The sequence below is a fragment of the Burkholderia sp. WSM2230 genome (assembly GCF_000472445.1).
In the GTDB taxonomy this organism is placed as follows: domain Bacteria; phylum Pseudomonadota; class Gammaproteobacteria; order Burkholderiales; family Burkholderiaceae; genus Paraburkholderia.
Genome location: NZ_AXAJ01000001.1, coordinates 900,099 through 918,057 on the forward strand (window position 1 = coordinate 900,099; position 17,959 = coordinate 918,057).

The 17,959-nt window shown below is 64.4% G+C and carries 12 protein-coding genes; 9 read left to right on the top strand and 3 right to left on the bottom strand.

The window, feature by feature from the left end:
• The first annotated feature begins 58 nt into the window (after positions 1–58).
• Genes A3AC_RS0104115 through A3AC_RS0104130 form a run of 4 tightly spaced genes read left to right on the top strand, consistent with a single transcriptional unit; the run spans position 59 to position 6,330 of the window.
• A complete protein-coding gene (locus A3AC_RS0104115; protein ID WP_025597549.1) occupies positions 59–3,655 on the top strand; it encodes a response regulator in 3,597 nt (1,198 codons plus the stop codon).
• Between the two features lie 55 nt (positions 3,656–3,710).
• Positions 3,711–4,556 (top strand): CheR family methyltransferase, encoded by an 846-nt coding sequence (locus A3AC_RS0104120; RefSeq protein WP_025597550.1) that lies wholly within the window; start codon positions 3,711–3,713, stop codon positions 4,554–4,556.
• Between the two features lie 7 nt (positions 4,557–4,563).
• Positions 4,564–5,193 (top strand): chemotaxis protein CheB, encoded by a 630-nt coding sequence (locus A3AC_RS0104125; RefSeq protein ID WP_025597551.1) that lies wholly within the window; start codon positions 4,564–4,566, stop codon positions 5,191–5,193.
• Between the two features lie 9 nt (positions 5,194–5,202).
• Positions 5,203–6,330, top strand: a complete 1,128-nt coding sequence (locus A3AC_RS0104130) for a hybrid sensor histidine kinase/response regulator (RefSeq protein ID WP_025597552.1) — start codon at positions 5,203–5,205, stop codon at positions 6,328–6,330.
• 17 nt (positions 6,331–6,347) lie between these two features.
• Here A3AC_RS0104130 and A3AC_RS0104135 read toward each other — a convergent pair whose 3' ends face one another.
• The gene (locus tag A3AC_RS0104135; RefSeq protein ID WP_025597553.1) at positions 6,348–7,289 is read right to left on the bottom strand and encodes a LysR family transcriptional regulator; all 942 of its coding nucleotides are present in this window, start codon (positions 7,287–7,289) and stop codon (positions 6,348–6,350) included.
• Positions 7,290–7,463: 174 nt separating this feature from the next.
• Between A3AC_RS0104135 and A3AC_RS0104140 the strand changes: the two genes are divergently transcribed.
• The 3 genes from A3AC_RS0104140 to A3AC_RS0104150 all read left to right on the top strand — a co-directional run bounded on the left by A3AC_RS0104140 (position 7,464) and on the right by A3AC_RS0104150 (position 10,520).
• The gene (locus A3AC_RS0104140) at positions 7,464–8,663 is read left to right on the top strand and encodes an amino acid aminotransferase (RefSeq protein WP_025597554.1); all 1,200 of its coding nucleotides are present in this window, start codon (positions 7,464–7,466) and stop codon (positions 8,661–8,663) included.
• Between the two features lie 86 nt (positions 8,664–8,749).
• Entirely contained in the window at positions 8,750–9,541 is a 792-nt protein-coding gene (locus tag A3AC_RS0104145; RefSeq protein WP_025597555.1) for a class II aldolase/adducin family protein, read from the top strand.
• A 4-nt stretch (positions 9,542–9,545) separates the two neighbouring features.
• A complete protein-coding gene (locus A3AC_RS0104150; protein ID WP_025597556.1) occupies positions 9,546–10,520 on the top strand; it encodes a 2-dehydropantoate 2-reductase in 975 nt (324 codons plus the stop codon).
• Between the two features lie 33 nt (positions 10,521–10,553).
• Here the strand turns inward: A3AC_RS0104150 and A3AC_RS0104155 are convergent, their stop codons facing one another.
• Positions 10,554–12,512: an AI-2E family transporter gene (locus A3AC_RS0104155; protein WP_025597557.1), complete on the bottom strand. Its 1,959-nt coding sequence runs from the start codon at positions 12,510–12,512 to the stop codon at positions 10,554–10,556.
• A gap of 150 nt (positions 12,513–12,662) precedes the next feature.
• Complete coding sequence (locus A3AC_RS0104160) at positions 12,663–13,943, bottom strand: DUF445 domain-containing protein (RefSeq protein ID WP_025597558.1); 1,281 nt, start codon at positions 13,941–13,943, stop codon at positions 12,663–12,665.
• 229 nt (positions 13,944–14,172) lie between these two features.
• Between A3AC_RS0104160 and A3AC_RS0104170 the strand changes: the two genes are divergently transcribed.
• Both A3AC_RS0104170 and A3AC_RS0104175 read left to right on the top strand, forming a co-directional pair.
• A complete protein-coding gene (locus A3AC_RS0104170) occupies positions 14,173–15,315 on the top strand; it encodes a metallophosphoesterase family protein (protein ID WP_025597559.1) in 1,143 nt (380 codons plus the stop codon).
• Complete coding sequence (locus tag A3AC_RS0104175; RefSeq protein WP_025597560.1) at positions 15,312–17,936, top strand: AAA family ATPase; 2,625 nt, start codon at positions 15,312–15,314, stop codon at positions 17,934–17,936. The genes A3AC_RS0104170 and A3AC_RS0104175 overlap by 4 nt, the downstream gene beginning before the upstream one ends.
• Positions 17,937–17,959 lie beyond the last annotated feature (23 nt).

Consider the following 17,959-nt stretch of genomic DNA (forward strand, 5'->3'; position numbering starts at 1 on the left):
CGGGATTCCCGAAAAATATTCCGGATCGCAACGACCCGTCTTGCCGAACATAGAAAAAATGACCGCATCCCAGGTTGTCGACGAACGCTACTTTCGCGGCATCATTCGCCGCAACATCGCGCTGCCCTTATTTGTCGGCCTCATCACGATAGCCGTATTCGTCGGGCTGATTGCATATCTCGTTTCCACCACGAATCTCGCCGAGCACTCGGAGCGCGTGATCGGCAAGGCGAATCAGATGCTGCGCCTCGCGGTGGAACGCGAATCGTCAATGCGCGGCTTCCTGATCACGGGAGACGAAAGTTTTCTCGTCCAATACGAAAACGGCGGACCACAGTTCAAAGCGCAAATGGAGGAATTGCAGGCTCTGGTCTCCGACAACCCGATGCAGGTCGAAAAGCTCAAGCAGATCGCCGCGATTCAGGAGCGCTGGAACCGCTTTGCCGAAAACATGATCGACTCGCGCCGCAGAATGCAGGACGTGGCGAGTGTCGTCGCGAGCGGCCGCGGCAAGATGGAATTCGACGCAATACGAAAGGAGTTCGACGACTTTCTCACCGTGGAATTACGCCTGCGCCAGGAACGCAGCGACGCGTCGCGACGCCTCACGGGAGTACTGGTGAGCGTGTTTCTGCTCTTTAGCATCGGCATAAACAGCCTGCTTGCCTGGATGGGCCGCCGCGAATTGCTCAACCTGGCCGGTGCGTACGACAAGGCCTTGCGTCAGCAGGCGGAACAGACGCAAGCGCTGGAACGACAGGTGTGGCTGCGCTCGGGGCAGCGCATGCTCGCGGAACGCGTGGTCGGGCAGGCCACGCCGCAACTCGTCGGCCGTGCGATGCTCGATTGCCTCGCGCAGTACCTGGACGCGGTGGTTGGCGCGCTTTACGTGCGCGACAAACGGCACGGCACACTGCGCCGCATCGCGACCTACGGATTTAGCCGCGAAAGCGAGCAGGCCGCCGCGCGCGAGTTCACAGAAGCCGACACGCTGGTCGGTCAGGCAGCGGTTTCGCGTCGCATGGTGGTGATGCGCGATGTGCCCGAGAACTACATACAGGTTGTCTCCGCAACGGGCAAAAGCGGGCCGAAGAACCTGATCATCATGCCCGTCGCGAGTGAAGGCGAGGTGAACGGCGTAGTGGAACTCGGCTTTATGCGCGCACTCGCGCCGCGCGACGAAGAGTTCATCGACCTCGTCAGCAACAGCATGGGCGACTTCATCGAGGCAGCGATCTATCGCGAACGCTTGCAGGATGCGTTGATCGAAACGCAGCAGTTGAACGAAGAGCTGCAGGTGCAGCAGGAAGAGCTGCGCGTTTCGAACGAAGGCCTGGAGGAACGCGGCCGCGCGCTGCTCGACTCGCAGACGCGCCTGCAGGCGCAGCAGGCGGAACTCGAACAGACCAACGTGCAGCTCGAGGAGTATGCGCACCGGCTCGAGCGGCAGAAAGCAGACCTGCTGCGCGCCCAGGACGACCTTGCCGCGAACGCAGAGCGTCTTGAGCAATCGAGCCGCTACAAGTCCGAGTTTCTCGCGAACATGTCGCACGAACTGCGCACGCCGCTGAACAGTTCACTGATTCTCGCCAAGCTCCTGCAACAGAACCGCAGCGGCAATCTGACCGAAGAGCAGGTGCGTTATGCGGAAACCATCCACGCATCGAATAGCGATCTGCTGGTGCTGATCAACGACATTCTCGATCTCTCCAAGGTCGAGGCCGGGCAGGTAAGCGTCGAGCTGGAAACCGTTTCTATCGACGCCACGCTGCAATCGCTCGAAGAACTGTTCAGGCCGATGGCGGGCGCAAAGCAACTGAGTCTGGTATTCGACCGTTTGCCGGGCGCGCCGGAGAACATCGTGAGCGACGGGCAGCGTGTCACGCAGATCCTGCGCAATCTGCTGTCGAACGCGGTGAAGTTCACCGAACACGGGGAGGTTGCGCTCTCGGTCGCCCCCGCAGACGACGGCATGCTGCGCATCGATGTGCGCGATTCCGGCATCGGCATTGCGGCCGACAAGCTGGAAATGATCTTCGAAGCATTCCAGCAGGCCGATGGATCGACGAGTCGTCAGTACGGCGGCAGCGGCCTCGGTCTGTCCATTTCGCGCGAGTTCGCCCGCTTGCTAGGCGGGCGCATCACCGTGGCAAGCGAGGTCGGCAAGGGCAGCGTGTTCACACTATGGTTGCCGACCGATGCGCGCGCGGCGCTGGCCGCCGGCGGGGAAGGCGCGGCTGCGGCCTCGCAGCGGCACACGCCCCCGAGTTCTGCAGGCGCAAACGGCGGCGCGGACAATGCGCTGCTCGCCGGCGCGTCGTGGCGCGAGGCGGCGCCCGGGGTCATCACACCCGCCAACGGATTGTTGCCGGCCACGCCCGCTCAGGCCGAGGGCGCCGGCAATGCCGCGCACGCAGGCGGCGCACAGGAGAGCGGCATTGCGGCTATTGCCGATGACCGCGACCATCGCACGCGCGCAGGCCGTCTGATCGTCGCGGTCGAGGACGATCTCGCATTTGCCGAAATCCTGCGCGATCTCGTGCATGAACTCGACTTCGACTTCGTGCATGCAAGCAACGCGGCAAGCGGGCTCGCGCTCGTACGCGACATGCGCCCGGCCGCGGTGCTGCTCGACGTGGGCTTGCCGGACCGCTCGGGCCTCACCGTGCTCGAGTGGCTGAAGAACGATCCGCTCACGCGCCACATCCCGATTCACATCGTGTCGGCCACAGACCACGCCGACAAGGCGCTGCATCTCGGCGCGATAGGCTATACGCTCAAGCCGACCGCGCGCTCGACAATGGAAGCCGCGATTCGCCGTCTCGAAGCGCGCCTGCAGCAGCGTCTGAAGCGCGTGCTGGTGATCGAAGACGACGCGCCGATGCGCGAAAGCATCCGCGCGCTGCTGCAAAGCGAAAACACCGAGATCGTTGCAGTCGCAACGTTGTCGGAGGCGCTGGAGCACCTAGGAAAGCTGTCGTTCGATTGCGTCGTGACCGACCTCGCGCTGCCGGACGGCATGGGCTACGATCTGCTCGAACGTCTCGCGGGCAACGCGGAGCATGCCGCGCTGCCGGTGATCGTCTACACCGGGCGCATGCTGTCCGACGAAGAGGAGCACCGTCTACGCCGCTATTCGAAGTCGATCATCATCAAGGGTGCCAAGTCTCCGGAGCGCCTGCTCGACGAAGTGACGCTGTTTCTGCACAGCGTGGAGTCGTCGCTTGCGCCCGAGCAGCAGCGCATGCTGCGCACCGTGCGCCAGCGCGACAATGCATTCGAGGGCCGCACGATCCTGCTCGCCGAAGACGACGTGCGCAATATCTTCGCGCTTTCGCATGTGATCGAGCCGCTCGGCGCGAAACTGCAGATCGCGCGCAACGGCCGCGAGGCGTTGGAGGCGCTGGAAAATGGCCCTGAGGTGGACCTGATCCTGATGGACATCATGATGCCGGAGATGGACGGTCTGACTGCAATGGGCGAGATCCGGCGCAATCCGCGTTTCGCGCATTTGCCGATCATTGCGTTGACGGCGAAGGCCATGGCGAATGATCGTCTGCGTTGCCTCGAAGCGGGCGCGGACGATTACGTGTCCAAGCCTATCGACGTGGACAAGCTGGTTGCGCTTTGCCGTGTCTGGCTGCGCCAGCGATAGCGATGAACGGGAGGCACATCAGGCAGTGCTGCAAGCTAGCGATACGGACGACGCAATGAGCCAATCCGAACTGGACGCACGGCAACGCATGAGCGATTTCGACATCGAGCTGAAATTGCTGCTGGAGGCTATTTACCTGAAGTACCAGCACGATTTCCGTCACTACGCGATGTCGTCGCTGCGCCGCCGTCTGTCGCAGGCGCTGGATGAATTCGGCCTCAGCACCCTGTCGCAATTGCAGGACCGCATCATGCGCAATGGCGACGAATTCTCGCGGCTCTTCCAGTATCTCACCGTGCAGGTCAGCGATATGTTTCGCGATCCTGCCTATTTTCTGGCGCTGCGCGAACACGTGTTGCCGCGTCTTCGCACGTATCCGTCGATCAAGGTGTGGGTGGCCGGTTGCAGTACCGGCGAAGAACTGTGGTCGCTGAAAATCCTTTTCGATGAAGAGGGCTTGACCGAGCGCACGCTGTTCTACGCGACGGACATCAACCCCGACGCACTGGCGCGCGCCGAGGCCGGCATTTATGCGCTGGACCGGATTCAGGGCTTCACGCAGAACTACCTCGCGGCCGGCGGAACGCGCTCGCTGTCGGACTACTATCATGCAGCGTATAACGGCGCGCGTTTCGCAGGCTCGCTGAAGGGCCGCGTGGTGTTCGCCGACCATAGTCTCTCCACCGACGAAGTTTTTCTCGAAGCGCATCTGGTGTCATGCCGCAATGTGCTGATCTATTTCGACCGCGGCTTGCAGGACCGCGCGCTGGGCCTCTTCGAAAACGCATTGGTGCGGCGCGGCTTTCTCGGTCTCGGCAGCAAGGAAACGCTGCGTTTTTCGCGGCATTACGAAGCCTTCGACGAATTCCGTCCGGGCGAACGTATTTACCAGAAGCGCTGATGCCAACGTGACCACGCGCTCAACCATTCGACCCGACGCCGGCGCAAAGCGGAGCGCGCAGGACGCGCGCGCCTGCGAGCTCGTAGTGATCGGCGGCTCGGCGGGCGGCATGGAGGTCATCAACCTGCTGCTCGATGCATTGCCCGCGACCTTTGCTCCAGCCGTGATGATCGTGATGCACCTGCCGCCCGATCCGCGGAGCTATCTCGTGCACGCGTTGGCGCACCGTTGCCTTTTGCCTGTGATCGAACCGGACGCCGGCGAGCAGATCACGCCGGGGCGCGTGCATGTCGCGCCGCCCGGCTATCACATGCTGGTCGAGTTGGACCGCACGGTTGCACTTTCGACCGATGCAGCCGTGCGCTTTTCGCGGCCTTCCATCGACGTGCTGTTCGAGTCGGCGGCGGCTGTGTATCGCGAGCATCTGCTGGCGCTGTTGCTGTCCGGTGCCAACGACGACGGCGCGCAAGGCTTGCAGCGCGTGCGCGAATTGGGCGGCGTGACATGGGTGCAGGACCCCGGCACCGCTTCTTCGCCCGACATGCCGCGAACCGCGATAGAACGCGGCGCGGCGGATTACATCTATTCTCCCGAAACCATGGCCCGGCGGCTCGCAGCATGGCCGGCCTCTCTTTGACCCGACGCCATGTCGAATCCACCCGTAAATATTCTTATCGTCGACGACATCGCCCACAACATTACCGCGCTCAAGGCTTTATTGACGCGTCCCGATGTTGCCGTGCTGGTGGCCGATTCGGGCACGGCGGCGCTCGATCTGCTGCTCAAGCACGAGGTGGCGCTCGCGATTCTCGACGTCAACATGCCCGGCATGAACGGTTTCGAGCTGGCGGCGCTGATGCGCGGCAGTCCTCGCACATCGCATGTGCCGATCATCTTCCTGACCGCCACCGCGCAGGATGCGTCGCGCACGTTTCGCGGCTACGAAGCGGGCGCGGTGGATTTTCTCTACAAGCCGTTCGACCCGCGCATTCTGCAATCGAAGGTGGACGTGTTCGTTCAGCTCGAACAGCAGAAGCGCCAGCTTGCCGCGCAACTCGTCACCACCCAGCAGATGCTCGAAGCCAACGAGATGCTGATGGCCGTGCTCAGCCACGATCTGCGCACGCCGCTTGGCGCGGTGCTCGCGTCCGCGGAATACCTGATGCGTACTGCCTCCGATCAGCAGTCCGCAACCGTGGCGGCACGCGTGAAAAACAGCTCGCTGCGCATGGCGCGCATGGTCGATCAGTTGCTCAATCTCGCGCGTCTGCAAGGTGGGCGCCTGCCGTTGCAGCCGCGTTCGATCGAACTGGCGTCGTTGTGCCGGTCGGTGATCGACGAATTCGCTTCGCGTGAAAACGGCAAGCGCATCGTGTTCGCGAGCCGCGGCAACACGGCCGGTGCGTGGGACACGGATCTGGTGTGGCAAGCGGTGTCGAATCTGGTGAGCAATGCGCTGCACCACGGCGCGGCCGGCGGCGACGTCAGCGTGGAAGTGGATGGCGAAGCGGCCGACTCCGTGCGCATGAAGGTGGCCAACCGCGGTGTCATTCCTCCCGAAGTTTTCCCGCATCTCTTCAAGGCGTTTGGGCCCAATAACGGCGGCTCGCGTTCGCGCCAGGGTCTTGGCCTCGGCCTGCACATCGTGCACGAAATCGCGCGAATGCATGGCGGCAGTGTCAGTGTGCAGTCCGACGAAACCGACGGTACCGTATTCACCATCGAGCTGCCTCGAATGGTCACGCTGCAACGCGGCTCGTTTTCCGGCAAATGATCGCGACGACTCGCGTCTTAGCCTCGTTTCACTCGCGAATCCGCCTGCGTTTCGCGATCCCAGCGCTTCAGCCACGGCAGCAGAAAGTCCGCGAAGCCCGCAGCGGGCGGTGACAACGCGCGCTCGGTGGAGCGATACAGACACACCTCGCGGATTGTTTCCGGCTCGACGATCCGTTTCATCACCAGCCCGAAAGTGCGTGCGAGCGGCGCCACATAAGCCGGCGCGAGCGTCACCGCGAGGCCGCGTGAAGCGATACCGAAAGCGGTGGTCACATTGTCCACGACATCTACAGGAACGATGCGCGCCTCGACGGGTAAAACCGCGAGCATCTGGTCGACCGCGCGTTCGTGATCGCGCCCGGTCGCGACGATAGGGATATTCCGCAGTTGCTGCCATTGCACGCGCCTGCGTGCGCCAAGCGGATGCGAAGGCGCACACCACATGACCCACGGACTCGCGAATGCAGTGTCCCGGAGCACGCGCGCACCGCTCGGGCGGTCGGGCCCAATGGCCAGATCCACGTCCGCGCTCTCAACACGCTCGACCAGTTGCTCCACCACCGTATCGCAGATGCGCACGACTACCTTGGGCTTGTCGCGCGCATAGTCGGCAATCGCCGCGGGCAGCGCCGTTGACGCGAGCACCAGCGGCGCGCCGATCCGGACGATGCCCGCGGCGCGGTTGCGTATATCGTCGGCGGATTGAGCGGCGACGCGCACATGGCGCAGCACCGATTCCGCTGAGGCGAGGAAATCCTGCCCCGCGCTCGACAGGTTCACGCGCCGCGTAGTCCTGTCGAACAGACGAAAGCCGAGTTCCGCTTCGAGCTCGGCGAGCAGTTGGCTGACTGCCGACGAACTGAGCCCGAGCCGCCCAGCCGCCGCGCCGATGCTCTGAAGATCGACAATGGCGAGAAACGCCTCGAACTGACGAATGGTGACGCGGGTAAGTGCCATCGCGCGATTATAAAGCGCAGCTTACGAATCGTGAAAAATCGGTTGATTGTGATTTGCCGCGCGCTGATCGACACTTGTCCCAATCGACGGGAGCCCGCAAAGGCGCTTAGACTTTCGGTCTCGCCCCGCGGTGCGCGCAATGCCGGTCACTCAGGGCTCAATCAAGGAACCTCCATGTTCGAACATATTCCCGCCTATCCAGGCGACCCGATTCTCAGCCTGAACGAAGACTTCCAGCTCGATCCGCGCCCGAACAAAGTCAATCTGAGCATCGGCATCTATTTCGACGACGCAGGCAGGCTGCCCGTCATGGACGCGGTGCGCCGCGCGGAAACCGCGCTGCTCGATGCGATCGGTCCGCGCTCGTATCTGCCGATGGCGGGCCTGCCGCTCTACCGCGAAGCGGCGCAGACGCTCGTCTTCGGAGCGAACAGCGAAGCGCGTGCAGCGGGCCGCATCGCGACGCTGCAGACCATTGGCGGTTCCGGCGCGCTCAAGGTCGGTGCCGATTTCCTGCGGCGCTATTTTCCGGCTTCACAAATCTGGATCAGCGACCCCAGCTGGGAAAATCACCGGGTCGTGTTCGAGGGCGCGGGTCTAACCGTCAATACCTATCCTTACTACGACGAAGCGACGGGCGGCCTGTGTTTCGCCGATATGATCGACGCGATCGGCCGGCTGCCCGAGCGCAGCGTGGTGCTGTTGCATGCGTGCTGTCACAACCCGACGGGCGTCGATCTGAGCGCCGCGCAATGGGCCGAGCTCGTGCCGGTATTGCAGCGTCGCAAGCTGATCGCGTTCGTCGATATGGCTTACCAGGGCTTCGGCGCGGGCCTGGAGGAAGACGCCGCTTGCGTGCGTCTGCTCGCAGAAGCCGGCATACCGCTCATGGCAGCCAATTCGTTTTCAAAGAATTTCTCACTGTACGGCGAGCGTTGCGGTGCGCTGAGCGTGGTGTGCAACAACGCGGACGAAGCCAGCCGCGTGCTCGGCCAGTTGATGTCCACGGTGCGCGCGAACTACAGCAATCCGCCCACGCATGGCGCACGGCTTGTCGCCAACGTGTTGTCGGATGCGTCGTTGCGCGCTTCGTGGGAAGCGGAGCTGGCCACCATGCGCGAGCGCATTCTCGCGATGCGCGGCACGATTCACGCGGGACTCGCGGGCCGTGTCGATGAAGTGATGCGCGCCCGCTACGTCGCGCAACGCGGCATGTTCACTTATACGGGCCTGAGCGAGAGCCAGGTCGAGCGGCTGCGCAGCGAACACGCGGTGTATGTGCTGCGCTCCGGGCGCATGTGCGTGGCCGGCCTGAATGCGCGCAACGCGGACTACGTGGCTTCGTCGATTGCGGCGGTGGTGGCGAACGCATAACGGCGGCGCGACACGAGCGGCGCCTCGAACGGGCGCAGCGGCAGGCGAGGTGAAGCGCACAGCAACAGATGACCATGGAGACGTCGATGACGACACTTGATATTCCACCGGCGAGTGCGCCGACAAAGGCCGACATGCATCCCGACGAATGGCAGACCCGCGTTGAACTGGCCGCCTGTTACCGCATCTTCGACATGCTCGGCTGGACCGAGATGATCTACAACCACATTACGCTGCGCGTACCGGAGACCGTGAGCGGCGGCGAGCGCCAGTTCCTCATCAATCCATTCGGCTTGCACTACAGCGAGGTCACGGCGAGCAATCTGGTGAAGATCGACGCACAAGGGCGCGTGCTCGACAGCTCTCGCTACCCGGTGAATCCCGCCGGGTTCGTCGTGCACGCGGCGATCCATCAAGGCGTGCCCGGCGCGCATTGCGTGATGCACACGCACACCACGGCGGGCGTCGCCGTCGCGTGTCTGGAAGAGGGCTTGCAGCAGACCAACTTCTACAGCGCGCAGTTGCACGACCGCATTGCGTATCACGACTTCGAAGGCATCACTGTGCATGCGGAAGAAGGGCCGCGGCTCGTCGAACATATCGGCAACAGGCAGGCGGTGATTCTGCGCAATCACGGACTGCTTGCATGGGGCCGCACCTTACCGCAGACTTTTGCGGTTCTATGGACGCTGAACCGCGCATGCGAAATCCAGATGGCGACCTTTTCGATGGGCCGGGCGCGGCCGGTACCGGAAGAGGTGGCGATCCGCTGCTCGCGCGACGCGTTGCAATTCGATCCCCGTCACGGCGCGGGGCAGGACGTGTTCGATGCACTCGTGCGGCGCGTCGAGCGCATCGACGCAAGTTACAAGGAATGAATTCATGAAAGCAGCGATTTACGGCGCGGGCGCCATTGGCGGTTGGATGGGCGTGAAGCTCGCTCAGGCGGGTCACGAGGTCGGCGTGATTGCGCGCGGCGCGACGCTTGCCGCTGTGCGTGAACAAGGCTTGCGCCTGATCGAAGGCGGCAGCACGCATGCAGTGAATGTTCGAGCCGCGGACAATCCAGCCGGGCTCGGCGTGCAGGATCTCGTCGTAATCGCGGTCAAAGGACCGGCCATGGCTTCGGTGGCCGCGCATATCGCGCCGCTACTCGGCCCGCAAACCATCGTGCTGACAGCCATGAACGGCGTGCCCTGGTGGTTTTGCGCGGGACTCGGCGGGGCTTTCGCGGGCAAGCGGCTCAAGTCCATCGACCCCGACGGTGCAATCGCCGCCGCGATTCCCACCGAGCAGACAGTAGGCTGCGTGGTGCACGCGAGTTGCCTCGTGGAAGCACCTGGCGTGATCCGGCATCATCAGGGCAACGGGCTGATTATCGGCGAGGCGGCGGGCCGTCCGAGCGAACGCGTGAAGGCGCTGACCGGCATGCTGGTCGCGGCGGGTTTCAATGCGTCGATGTCGGAGCAGATTCAGCGCGACGTCTGGTACAAGCTGTGGGGCAACATGACGATGAACCCGATCAGCGCGATCACCGGCGCCACCACCGACCGCATTCTCAGCGACGAACTGGCGCGCGGCTTCGTCACGAGCATCATGCTCGAGGCCAAAGAAATCGGCGCGCGTTTCGGCATTCCGATCGATCAGGATCCCGAAGACCGGCACGCGGTCACGCTGAAACTCGGCGCGATGAAAACGTCGATGTTGCAGGACGTGCAGGCCGGCAAGGCGGTGGAACTGGACGCACTGGTGAGCGCCGTCCGCGAACTCGGGCAATTGACCGGTGTGAAGACGCCTTATACAGACGCGCTGCTCGGTCTCGCGCGTCTGCATGCACGCACGCTGGGTTTGTATTGAAGGCGGTGGTTTCGCCCGCAGCGAGCGAACCTCTTACTCGGCAGCGCCGGCGACATGCGAATGCGGACGCGTGTGCAATACGGAGGCAGCCACCTGGCATTCCTCGATCATCGCGCGGAACGTCGGCGCGGAATGCGCAGCGGCGGTCGTGCCCATTCCCGCGTCGGGGCCGTTTTCCGCGGTGCCGCCCACGCCGACCACGAGCGTTGCTCTCGGCCGCCATTCGCGCGTGCGCCGGAGCATATTGCGCAGATACGGCGGTGAGTCCGGAGCGTCGAGCGTGACGATGCAAATGATCGCTGCATTCCTGAAGCTCGGTTCGTCGGCGCGAGCGCTACGGTAGCCGGAGTGCGTCGCCATGATCGGCGCGAAGCCGAGGCGCCCCAGCAGTTGTACTGCAATGGCGGTCGTCACTTCGTCGAACGCGCCGCGCCCCGGCACGCACAGCACTGCGGTTTTCTCGCCGTCGTTGTTCGTGGACGAATGAGCGCGCGCATGAGTGTCGTGCCGCTCCGACAGATCCGCCGACGAAGCAGCGTGTAGCGCGAAGGCGTCGTGGGCTTCGGGCCGCGCGAGCCGGTCCGGCAAACCCTCCGCGATTTCCAGGTTTTCCACGATGTCCACCAGCGCTTCGTTCACCCGCGCCAACTGGTCGGGCATGAGCACGCCGCGCATTGCGTCGTTGCGCGCGAGTTTCAATCCTTCGAGCGCGACCTTGTCGTAGTAGTCGATCAGCGACATCTCGCGCAACAGACGCTCGGCCTGCACGATCGCCTCGTGTGGATCGTCGGCGAGCAGCCGCTGATAGAAGGTTTGCGCGGGCGTGAGCGCCGGCTGATCGCCGAGCAGCACCGTGAGAAAGTTGAGGCGGTCGGCGTAACGCCCGAGCGTCACGACGCAGAGCGTGAGCGGCGTGGAGAGCACGAGGCCAATCGGCCCCCACAGCCAGCTCCAGAAAATAGCAGCCACCACCACGGCTAGCGGCGAAAGCCCCGAGCGGTGCCCATAGAGCAGCGGCTCCGCAATCTGCCCGGCCACCACATCGACGACGATGAACAGAATCAGCGTGTACACCGCCATGGTCCATTGCGGCTGTATTGCGGCGGCGAGAAACACCGCGAGAATCGCCGCGATCCAGATGCCGATATATGGCACGAAGCGCAGCAGTGCCGCAATCACGCCGAACAGCAGCGCGCCCGGCACGCCGATGATCGCAAGACCGATTGCGATTACGCCGCCCGCGCTCAGGTTCACGCCGAGTTGCGCGACGAAGTAGCGGGAGAGACGCACGGCGGCGTCGTTGATCGCGGTAGTCGTGCGATGCAGGTCGCGTGAGCCGAACAGACTGATCAGGCGGTCGCGCAAGTCCTCGCGTTGCAGCAGGATGAAGATCGTCACCACCAGCACGATGAAAGTGGTTTCTATCGGCGCAATGGCCGGCGACAACGCGCGCTGCGCAAGTTGCAGCGGCGTGGGCGACGGCTCGTGCACTTCGACGGGCGTGGGCACCGCGGGCGCATTGCGCGCCGCGCGGCCGGTGGGCCGCGGCGGCGGCGGCTTCGAGGGCGCGACGCGTTGCAGCGTGGCGGCCGCGCGGGTCATCAACGAATCGGCGCGGCCAATCGTTTTCTCCTGCACGGTTTCGATCTTCTGCTCGATCGCCACCTGATACTGCGGCAAGTCGCTTGCCAGCTGCACGAGCTGCGCGCCGATCAGCGCGCCGATCGCAAGCAGCGCGGCGAGCGCGAACAGCACTGCAATGAAGATAGATGGCAACTGCCCCATATGCAGGCGCCTTAGCGTCTGCACGAGCGGCGCGAGCAGAAAGCTGAGCAGCACCGAAAGCGTGATGGGAATCAGCACCGCGCGGCCGAAGTAAAGCGCGCACACCACCACGACGCCGGTGATCACCGAGGCGAGACCATGCAGACCGGGCGCGCCGGGAGGATAAACGCGATTCGGCCGCCCATGCGGCGGTAAGGATATTTTCATAAGCACACTGTCCGATTGAGCGGCGTGGTCGCTTCTGGTCCGGCACGTGATAAACGCGCGGCGGCGTGGGCCATATTGGGCCACTGCGAGAGAGCAAACCTTATGCCCGGATTGTAGGCGTTTTGCGCTGCGATGCCATAACGAGCGCGCCTAGCCGAGCTGCATGCGCAGCAAGTCGAATAGTTGCGAACTCACATAGAGCAGCAAGCCGATAAAGCCGCCCACCACCGTTCCGTTGATGCGGATATATTGCAGATCGCGGCCGATGTTCAACTCGATCTGCCGCGACATCTCCTGTGCGTTCCAGTTCTTCACGGTATCGCTGATATGCCGCGTGAGGAAACGCGCGAACTCCGGCGCCATGCCGCGCGCGGCTTCTTCGAGGTGGTCGTTGAACGACTGGCGCAGCGCCGGATCGTTCGCGAGCTCGCGTCCCACCCATTGACCGGCCGCGACGACCCGTGCGTGCAACGCCGAGTCGGTGCTGTGCAGATCGCGTTTGAGCCACGCCCGCAATTCGCCCCATACGTCCTTCACGTAGGAGGCGAGCGCCTCGCCTTCCACGAGATAACGCTTGAGTTCCTCGCCTTTTTGCAGGATCGCAGGATCGCTCTTGAGCTTGACGATCAGCTTATGTGCGGCTTCATCGAATTTCTGGCGCAGCTCGTGCGTGGGATTTTCGCTGATCTGTTCAAGCATCCGGTTCACGGCTTTCGCTATCGCCTCGGCGCCTTTTTCGCCGAGCCACGCGGACGGCAGAATCTTTTCCATCTTCGGGTACTCGCTCTTCACCCAATCGACGATACGCTCCGCGATAAACTCGCGCGCTTCGGCTTGCCGCAGCAGCGCGAGAACCTGTTCGATGCCGGCGTCGAGCAGCTCCTGGTGGCGGCCGTCCTTCGTGAGCGTGTCGAGGATCGAGCCCATCGACTGCGAGAGGTCGACCTTGCCGAGCACGTCGCGCAGCGCGTCCTTGATGAACGTCTGGATGCGCACGTCGTCGGTGAGATCGAGCATGCCGCCTGTCACCTTCACCACGTAATCGGCGATGCGTGCGCTGTTGGCAGGCTCGGAGAGCCAGCGCGTGATGCTCTGCGCCGGGTCGTGCTTTTTGATCAGACCGACGAGCGACGGCACGTCGAGAAACTTGTCCTGCACGAACACGGCCAGGTTGTCGGCAATCTTGTGCTTGTTGCGCGGAATGATCGCCGTATGCGCGGAGACTAGCGGAATCGGCACGCGCCTGAAGAGCGCGGCGACGGCGAACCAGTCGGCGAGCGCGCCCACCATCGCCGCCTCGGCCACCGCCTTGATACCGTCGATCCACAAACCGCGCGGCAGCAGCGCGGTCGCGACGAAGACGCAGGCCGCGGCCGCGAGCAGCAGCAAGGGCGTGCGTTTGGCTTTCTTCAGTTCGAGTGCTTTGTTCATCGGCGCGAGAGCCCGGGTCTGGAACCGCGAGTTTAGCGCCGTGCGGGGCGCGGGGTGAACGGATCCGCTCATGTGTGCAGGCACACGCCGCTCGCTTTGCCGCGTGCGCGCGGTAACATGCACGGTTGAACCGCCGCGACGACGGCTGCCGCGTTTCTGCGGCGCACGTCGCGCGGCAACGCAATTTGATGCAATTGAACGCGAGCAAATGCAACGCAATGGAGGCACAGTGATCAGGTTTCTGCACACCGCGGACTGGCAGATCGGCACGCAGTTCGGGCAGTTCGAGCCGGATGAGGCGGCGCATCTCGCGCAGGCGCGCTTCGATACGGTGCGCCGCATCGCCGAAGAGGCCGCCGCGCGCGGCGTCGACGCAGTGCTCGTGGCCGGCGACGTCTTCGATCTGCAAACGGTCTCCGACACGGTGATCCGGCGGCTCTTCGGCGCGCTGCAAGCGTTCACGGGCCCGTGGATCATGCTGCCGGGCAATCACGATGCGGCGCTCGTCGAAAGCGTATGGACGCGCGCGCAGCGCCTGAATTGCGTGCCGCCGAACGTGCGTGTGGTGCTCGAACCGGGCGTCGTCCTGCTCGACGCATGCCGGTCGGCGCTGCTGTGCGCGCCGCTCACGCAACGCATTACGTACGACGACACCACCAGCTTCTTCGACACTGCGCAAACGCCGCCGGGCTATCACCGCATCGGCCTCGCGCATGGCAGCGTAAGCGGCATTCTGCAGGAAGGCATCGACTCGTCCAATCCAATTGCGCCGACGCGCGCGGCGAGCGCGCGCCTCGACTACCTCGCGCTCGGCGACTGGCATGGTCACCTGCGCGTCGATGATCGCACGTGGTATTCCGGCACGCACGAGCAGGACCGTTTCCGCGCGAACGATCCGGGCTTCATACTGGAAGTGAGCCTGAGCGAACCCGGCGCGGCGCCGGTAGTGCAGCCGCTGCGCGTCGGTCAATACCAATGGCATCGCTGGGATGAAACGATTGCTGTGCCGACCGACGTTGATGCACTGAAGACCCGGCTCGCCACCCTGGGCGGCAGCGACGTACTGCGGATCACGGTGAGCGGCACCGCCGCGTTGGCCGACGCCGAAGCGCTGCACGTCGCCGTCGAGGAAACCCGTGCGCGCGTGCGCGCGTTGCGCGTCGATCTGAGCGCGCTGCATGTGCTCCCCACCACCGAAGATCTGGCCGAACTCGGCGCGCAAAGCGGCTATCTGGCGAAAGTGGTGGCGCGTCTGCGCGGCATGCAGGAGGACCCGCAGTCCGATCCGCAACAGGTCAAACGCGCGGCCGAGGCGTTGTTGTTGCTGGCGCGTTTTCAACGTGAACTGCCGCGTGAGGCGAGGACCGCATGAAGCTTCAGAGCATCGCGATACAGGAATTCAAGCAGTTCACCGGGCGGCTTTTTATCGACGATTTGCAGCCAGGACTCAATCTTTTCGTAGGGCCGAACGAAGCCGGCAAAAGCACCATTGCCGAGGCCGTGCGCGCCGTGTTCCTCGAACGCTACAAGGCTTCGCATCTGAAAGATCTGCTGCCGTGGGGCAAGGCGAGCGGGCAGCCTTCGGTGGAAGTGAGTTTCGATCTGGACGGCGTTGCCTGCCGTCTGTCGAAGCAGTTCGTCACGCGTCCGCGCTGCGAATTGAAGATCGGCCAAAGCGTATTCGGCGAGGACGAAGCGGAAGACAGGCTTGCCGCCTTGCTCGGTTTCTCGCGCCCCGCGCGCGGACCGCTTAAGGCCGAAAACGCGGGCGTGCCAGGCTTGCTGTGGGTGCAGCAGGGCGGCACCCAGGATATGCGGGATTCCACCGGCCACGCGGCGCAGTACTTGCGCGATGCGTTGTCGCAACTGTCTGGCAGCCGCGAATCTGCGGGAGAAGACGCGTTGATCGCCGTCGTGCAGCGCGAGCTTCGGCAACTGCTGACCGCACGCACGCAGAAATCCACGGGACCGCTTGCGGAAGCGGAAGCGGCACTGAGCGCGTTGAGTGCCGAGCGCGACGACCTCGTGCGGCAGCGCGAGCAGTTTGAAGAAAACATCGCGCGCCTCGCCGCACAGCAGGAAGCTTTCGACGACGCCGAACGCAAGCGCCCTTGGGCGCTTCACGACGAGAAGGCCGTGCTCGCGCAACAGCGCGCGGATGCGGCCGCGGACCTGGAGCGCAACGTTCAGGGGCTCGTGCAGGCGCTGAAAGTCAGCGAAGCTGAACTCGCGCTGTCGTTGCAGCGCGAACAGGCTGCAGTGGAACTGGAAACGGCCGTCGCGCGCGAGCGTCAGCAGCTCGACGCGGCGCGCGCCAACGTATCGGCAGCCGAGACCGAACATGCCCAGGCGGCGAGCCGCGTCGCACAACTGGAGCAGGCCTCAGCCGATGCAAACCGCGCGCTCGAACTCGCCAACGCAGCGGTGAGCGCGGCGGATTTGCGCAGCCAGATCGGCCTGCATCGCGCGGAACTCGAACGGCTGCAAGCGGCGATCGGTGCTGCGAGCGAAGCGCATGGCGCGCTCGTCGAAGCGACCCGCGCTGCGGCCGCGCTCGAAATCGACGAGGCGAAGCTGAAGCAGCTGGCGGCGCTGGATGCCTCGTTGACCGTGCTGCGCGCGCGCACCGAAGCGGCGATGACGCGCATCGAATATCGGCTCAACGGCGCAATCACGGTGGGCGATGCGCCTGTCAGCGGCGCGGGCGTGCTGCGTGTGGACGAAGAGAAGCGAATCGGCCTTGGCGAGCTCGGCGAGTTGCGCGTGGTCCCCGGCGTTTCGGACTTGCCCGCGCGCCTGTCCGAACTCGCCGCGCTCGAAGCGCAGCACGCGCAGTTGTTGCAGGCGCTCGGCGTGAGCTCGCTCGCTGAGGCGGAGCTCAGGCGCGAACAATGGAGAGCGCTGGTCGCGCAGCAAAAGAGCCATGCGAAGGTGCTCGAGGCGCATGCGCCGCAAGGCATCGACGCGCTGCGCGCCGCGTCCGCTTCGGCCAGCGCGCGTTTGCAGGCGGCCAGCGAACGGCTGGCGGGCTTGCCCGACGTGTCCGCGGCGCTGCCGCTCGACGAGGCGCGGCGCAGGGCCGAGTTCGCGCACGCCGCATGGGAGAGCGCGCGTAAGCTGTTGAACGATGCTGCGGAGAAGCGCTCGACCGGCATTGCCACAGCCGAATCGCTCGCGCTCCAGTTGCAGCGCAAGGAAGCGCAATTGAGCGACGCGGCGTTCTGCCGCGACCGCGCGCAATGGCAGGCGAAGATCGTCGAACAGCGCGTGCAGGTGGAGGCGCTAGCGAAGCAGCGCGAAGGACGCGAGCGCGAACTAGAAGCCGTGCGTCTGGACGATCCGGCGGCCGAGGCGAAGCGCTATCGGGCGTCGGCGGAACTGGCGCGTCAGGAGCAGCACGAGCGGCAGGTCCGCATTGCGCATTTGCGCAGCCAGTTGGAGACCGTCGGCGCGTCGGGGCTCGGGGAGCGGCTCGCCGCGCTCGAGGCAAAGATCGAGCAGGCCACGCGCCGCAAGGACGAGCTGAGCTTGCGCGCCGGTGCGTTGAGCCTGCTCGACGAAGTGCTCGTCGCCGAGCGCGACGCGGCGGTCGCGCAATTGCGAGCGCCGTTGACCGAGCGTCTGGGCCATTATCTGAAGCGGATCTTCCCGCAATCCACTCTTGCGCTCGGCGACGATCTGAGCCCCGCGACGCTCGACCGCTATGGCCGCGCCGATACGCTGGAGGCGCTCAGTTTCGGCACACGCGAACAGCTCGGTATTCTCACGCGCCTCGCGTACGCGGATCTGCTGAAGGCGTCGGGCCGGCCCACCTTGCTGATGCTCGACGATGCGGCGGTGCATACCGACGCCGCAAGGCGCGACGCGATCAAGCGGGCGCTGCTCGACGCCGCCTCGCGGCACCAGATACTGGTGTTCACGTGCCACCCGGAACTGTGGGACGACCTGGGCGTGAGGCAGCGCGCCATCGACGATATCAAGGCTGCGGCCTGAACCTTCACGCTGTGGGCGCCGCG

Excerpts from the sequence above, each read along its gene's own strand:
- A3AC_RS0104115 (WP_025597549.1), top strand. The coding sequence starts at position 59 with ATGACCGCATCCCAGGTTGTCGACGAACGCTACTTTCGCGGCATCATT.
- A3AC_RS0104120 (WP_025597550.1), top strand. The coding sequence starts at position 3,711 with ATGAGCCAATCCGAACTGGACGCACGGCAACGCATGAGCGATTTCGAC.
- A3AC_RS0104130 (WP_025597552.1), top strand. The coding sequence starts at position 5,203 with ATGTCGAATCCACCCGTAAATATTCTTATCGTCGACGACATCGCCCAC.
- A3AC_RS0104135 (WP_025597553.1), bottom strand. The coding sequence starts at position 7,289 with ATGGCACTTACCCGCGTCACCATTCGTCAGTTCGAGGCGTTTCTCGCC.
- A3AC_RS0104140 (WP_025597554.1), top strand. The coding sequence starts at position 7,464 with ATGTTCGAACATATTCCCGCCTATCCAGGCGACCCGATTCTCAGCCTG.
- A3AC_RS0104145 (WP_025597555.1), top strand. The coding sequence starts at position 8,750 with ATGACGACACTTGATATTCCACCGGCGAGTGCGCCGACAAAGGCCGAC.
- A3AC_RS0104150 (WP_025597556.1), top strand. The coding sequence starts at position 9,546 with ATGAAAGCAGCGATTTACGGCGCGGGCGCCATTGGCGGTTGGATGGGC.
- A3AC_RS0104155 (WP_025597557.1), bottom strand. The coding sequence starts at position 12,512 with ATGAAAATATCCTTACCGCCGCATGGGCGGCCGAATCGCGTTTATCCT.
- A3AC_RS0104160 (WP_025597558.1), bottom strand. The coding sequence starts at position 13,943 with ATGAACAAAGCACTCGAACTGAAGAAAGCCAAACGCACGCCCTTGCTG.
- A3AC_RS0104175 (WP_025597560.1), top strand. The coding sequence starts at position 15,312 with ATGAAGCTTCAGAGCATCGCGATACAGGAATTCAAGCAGTTCACCGGG.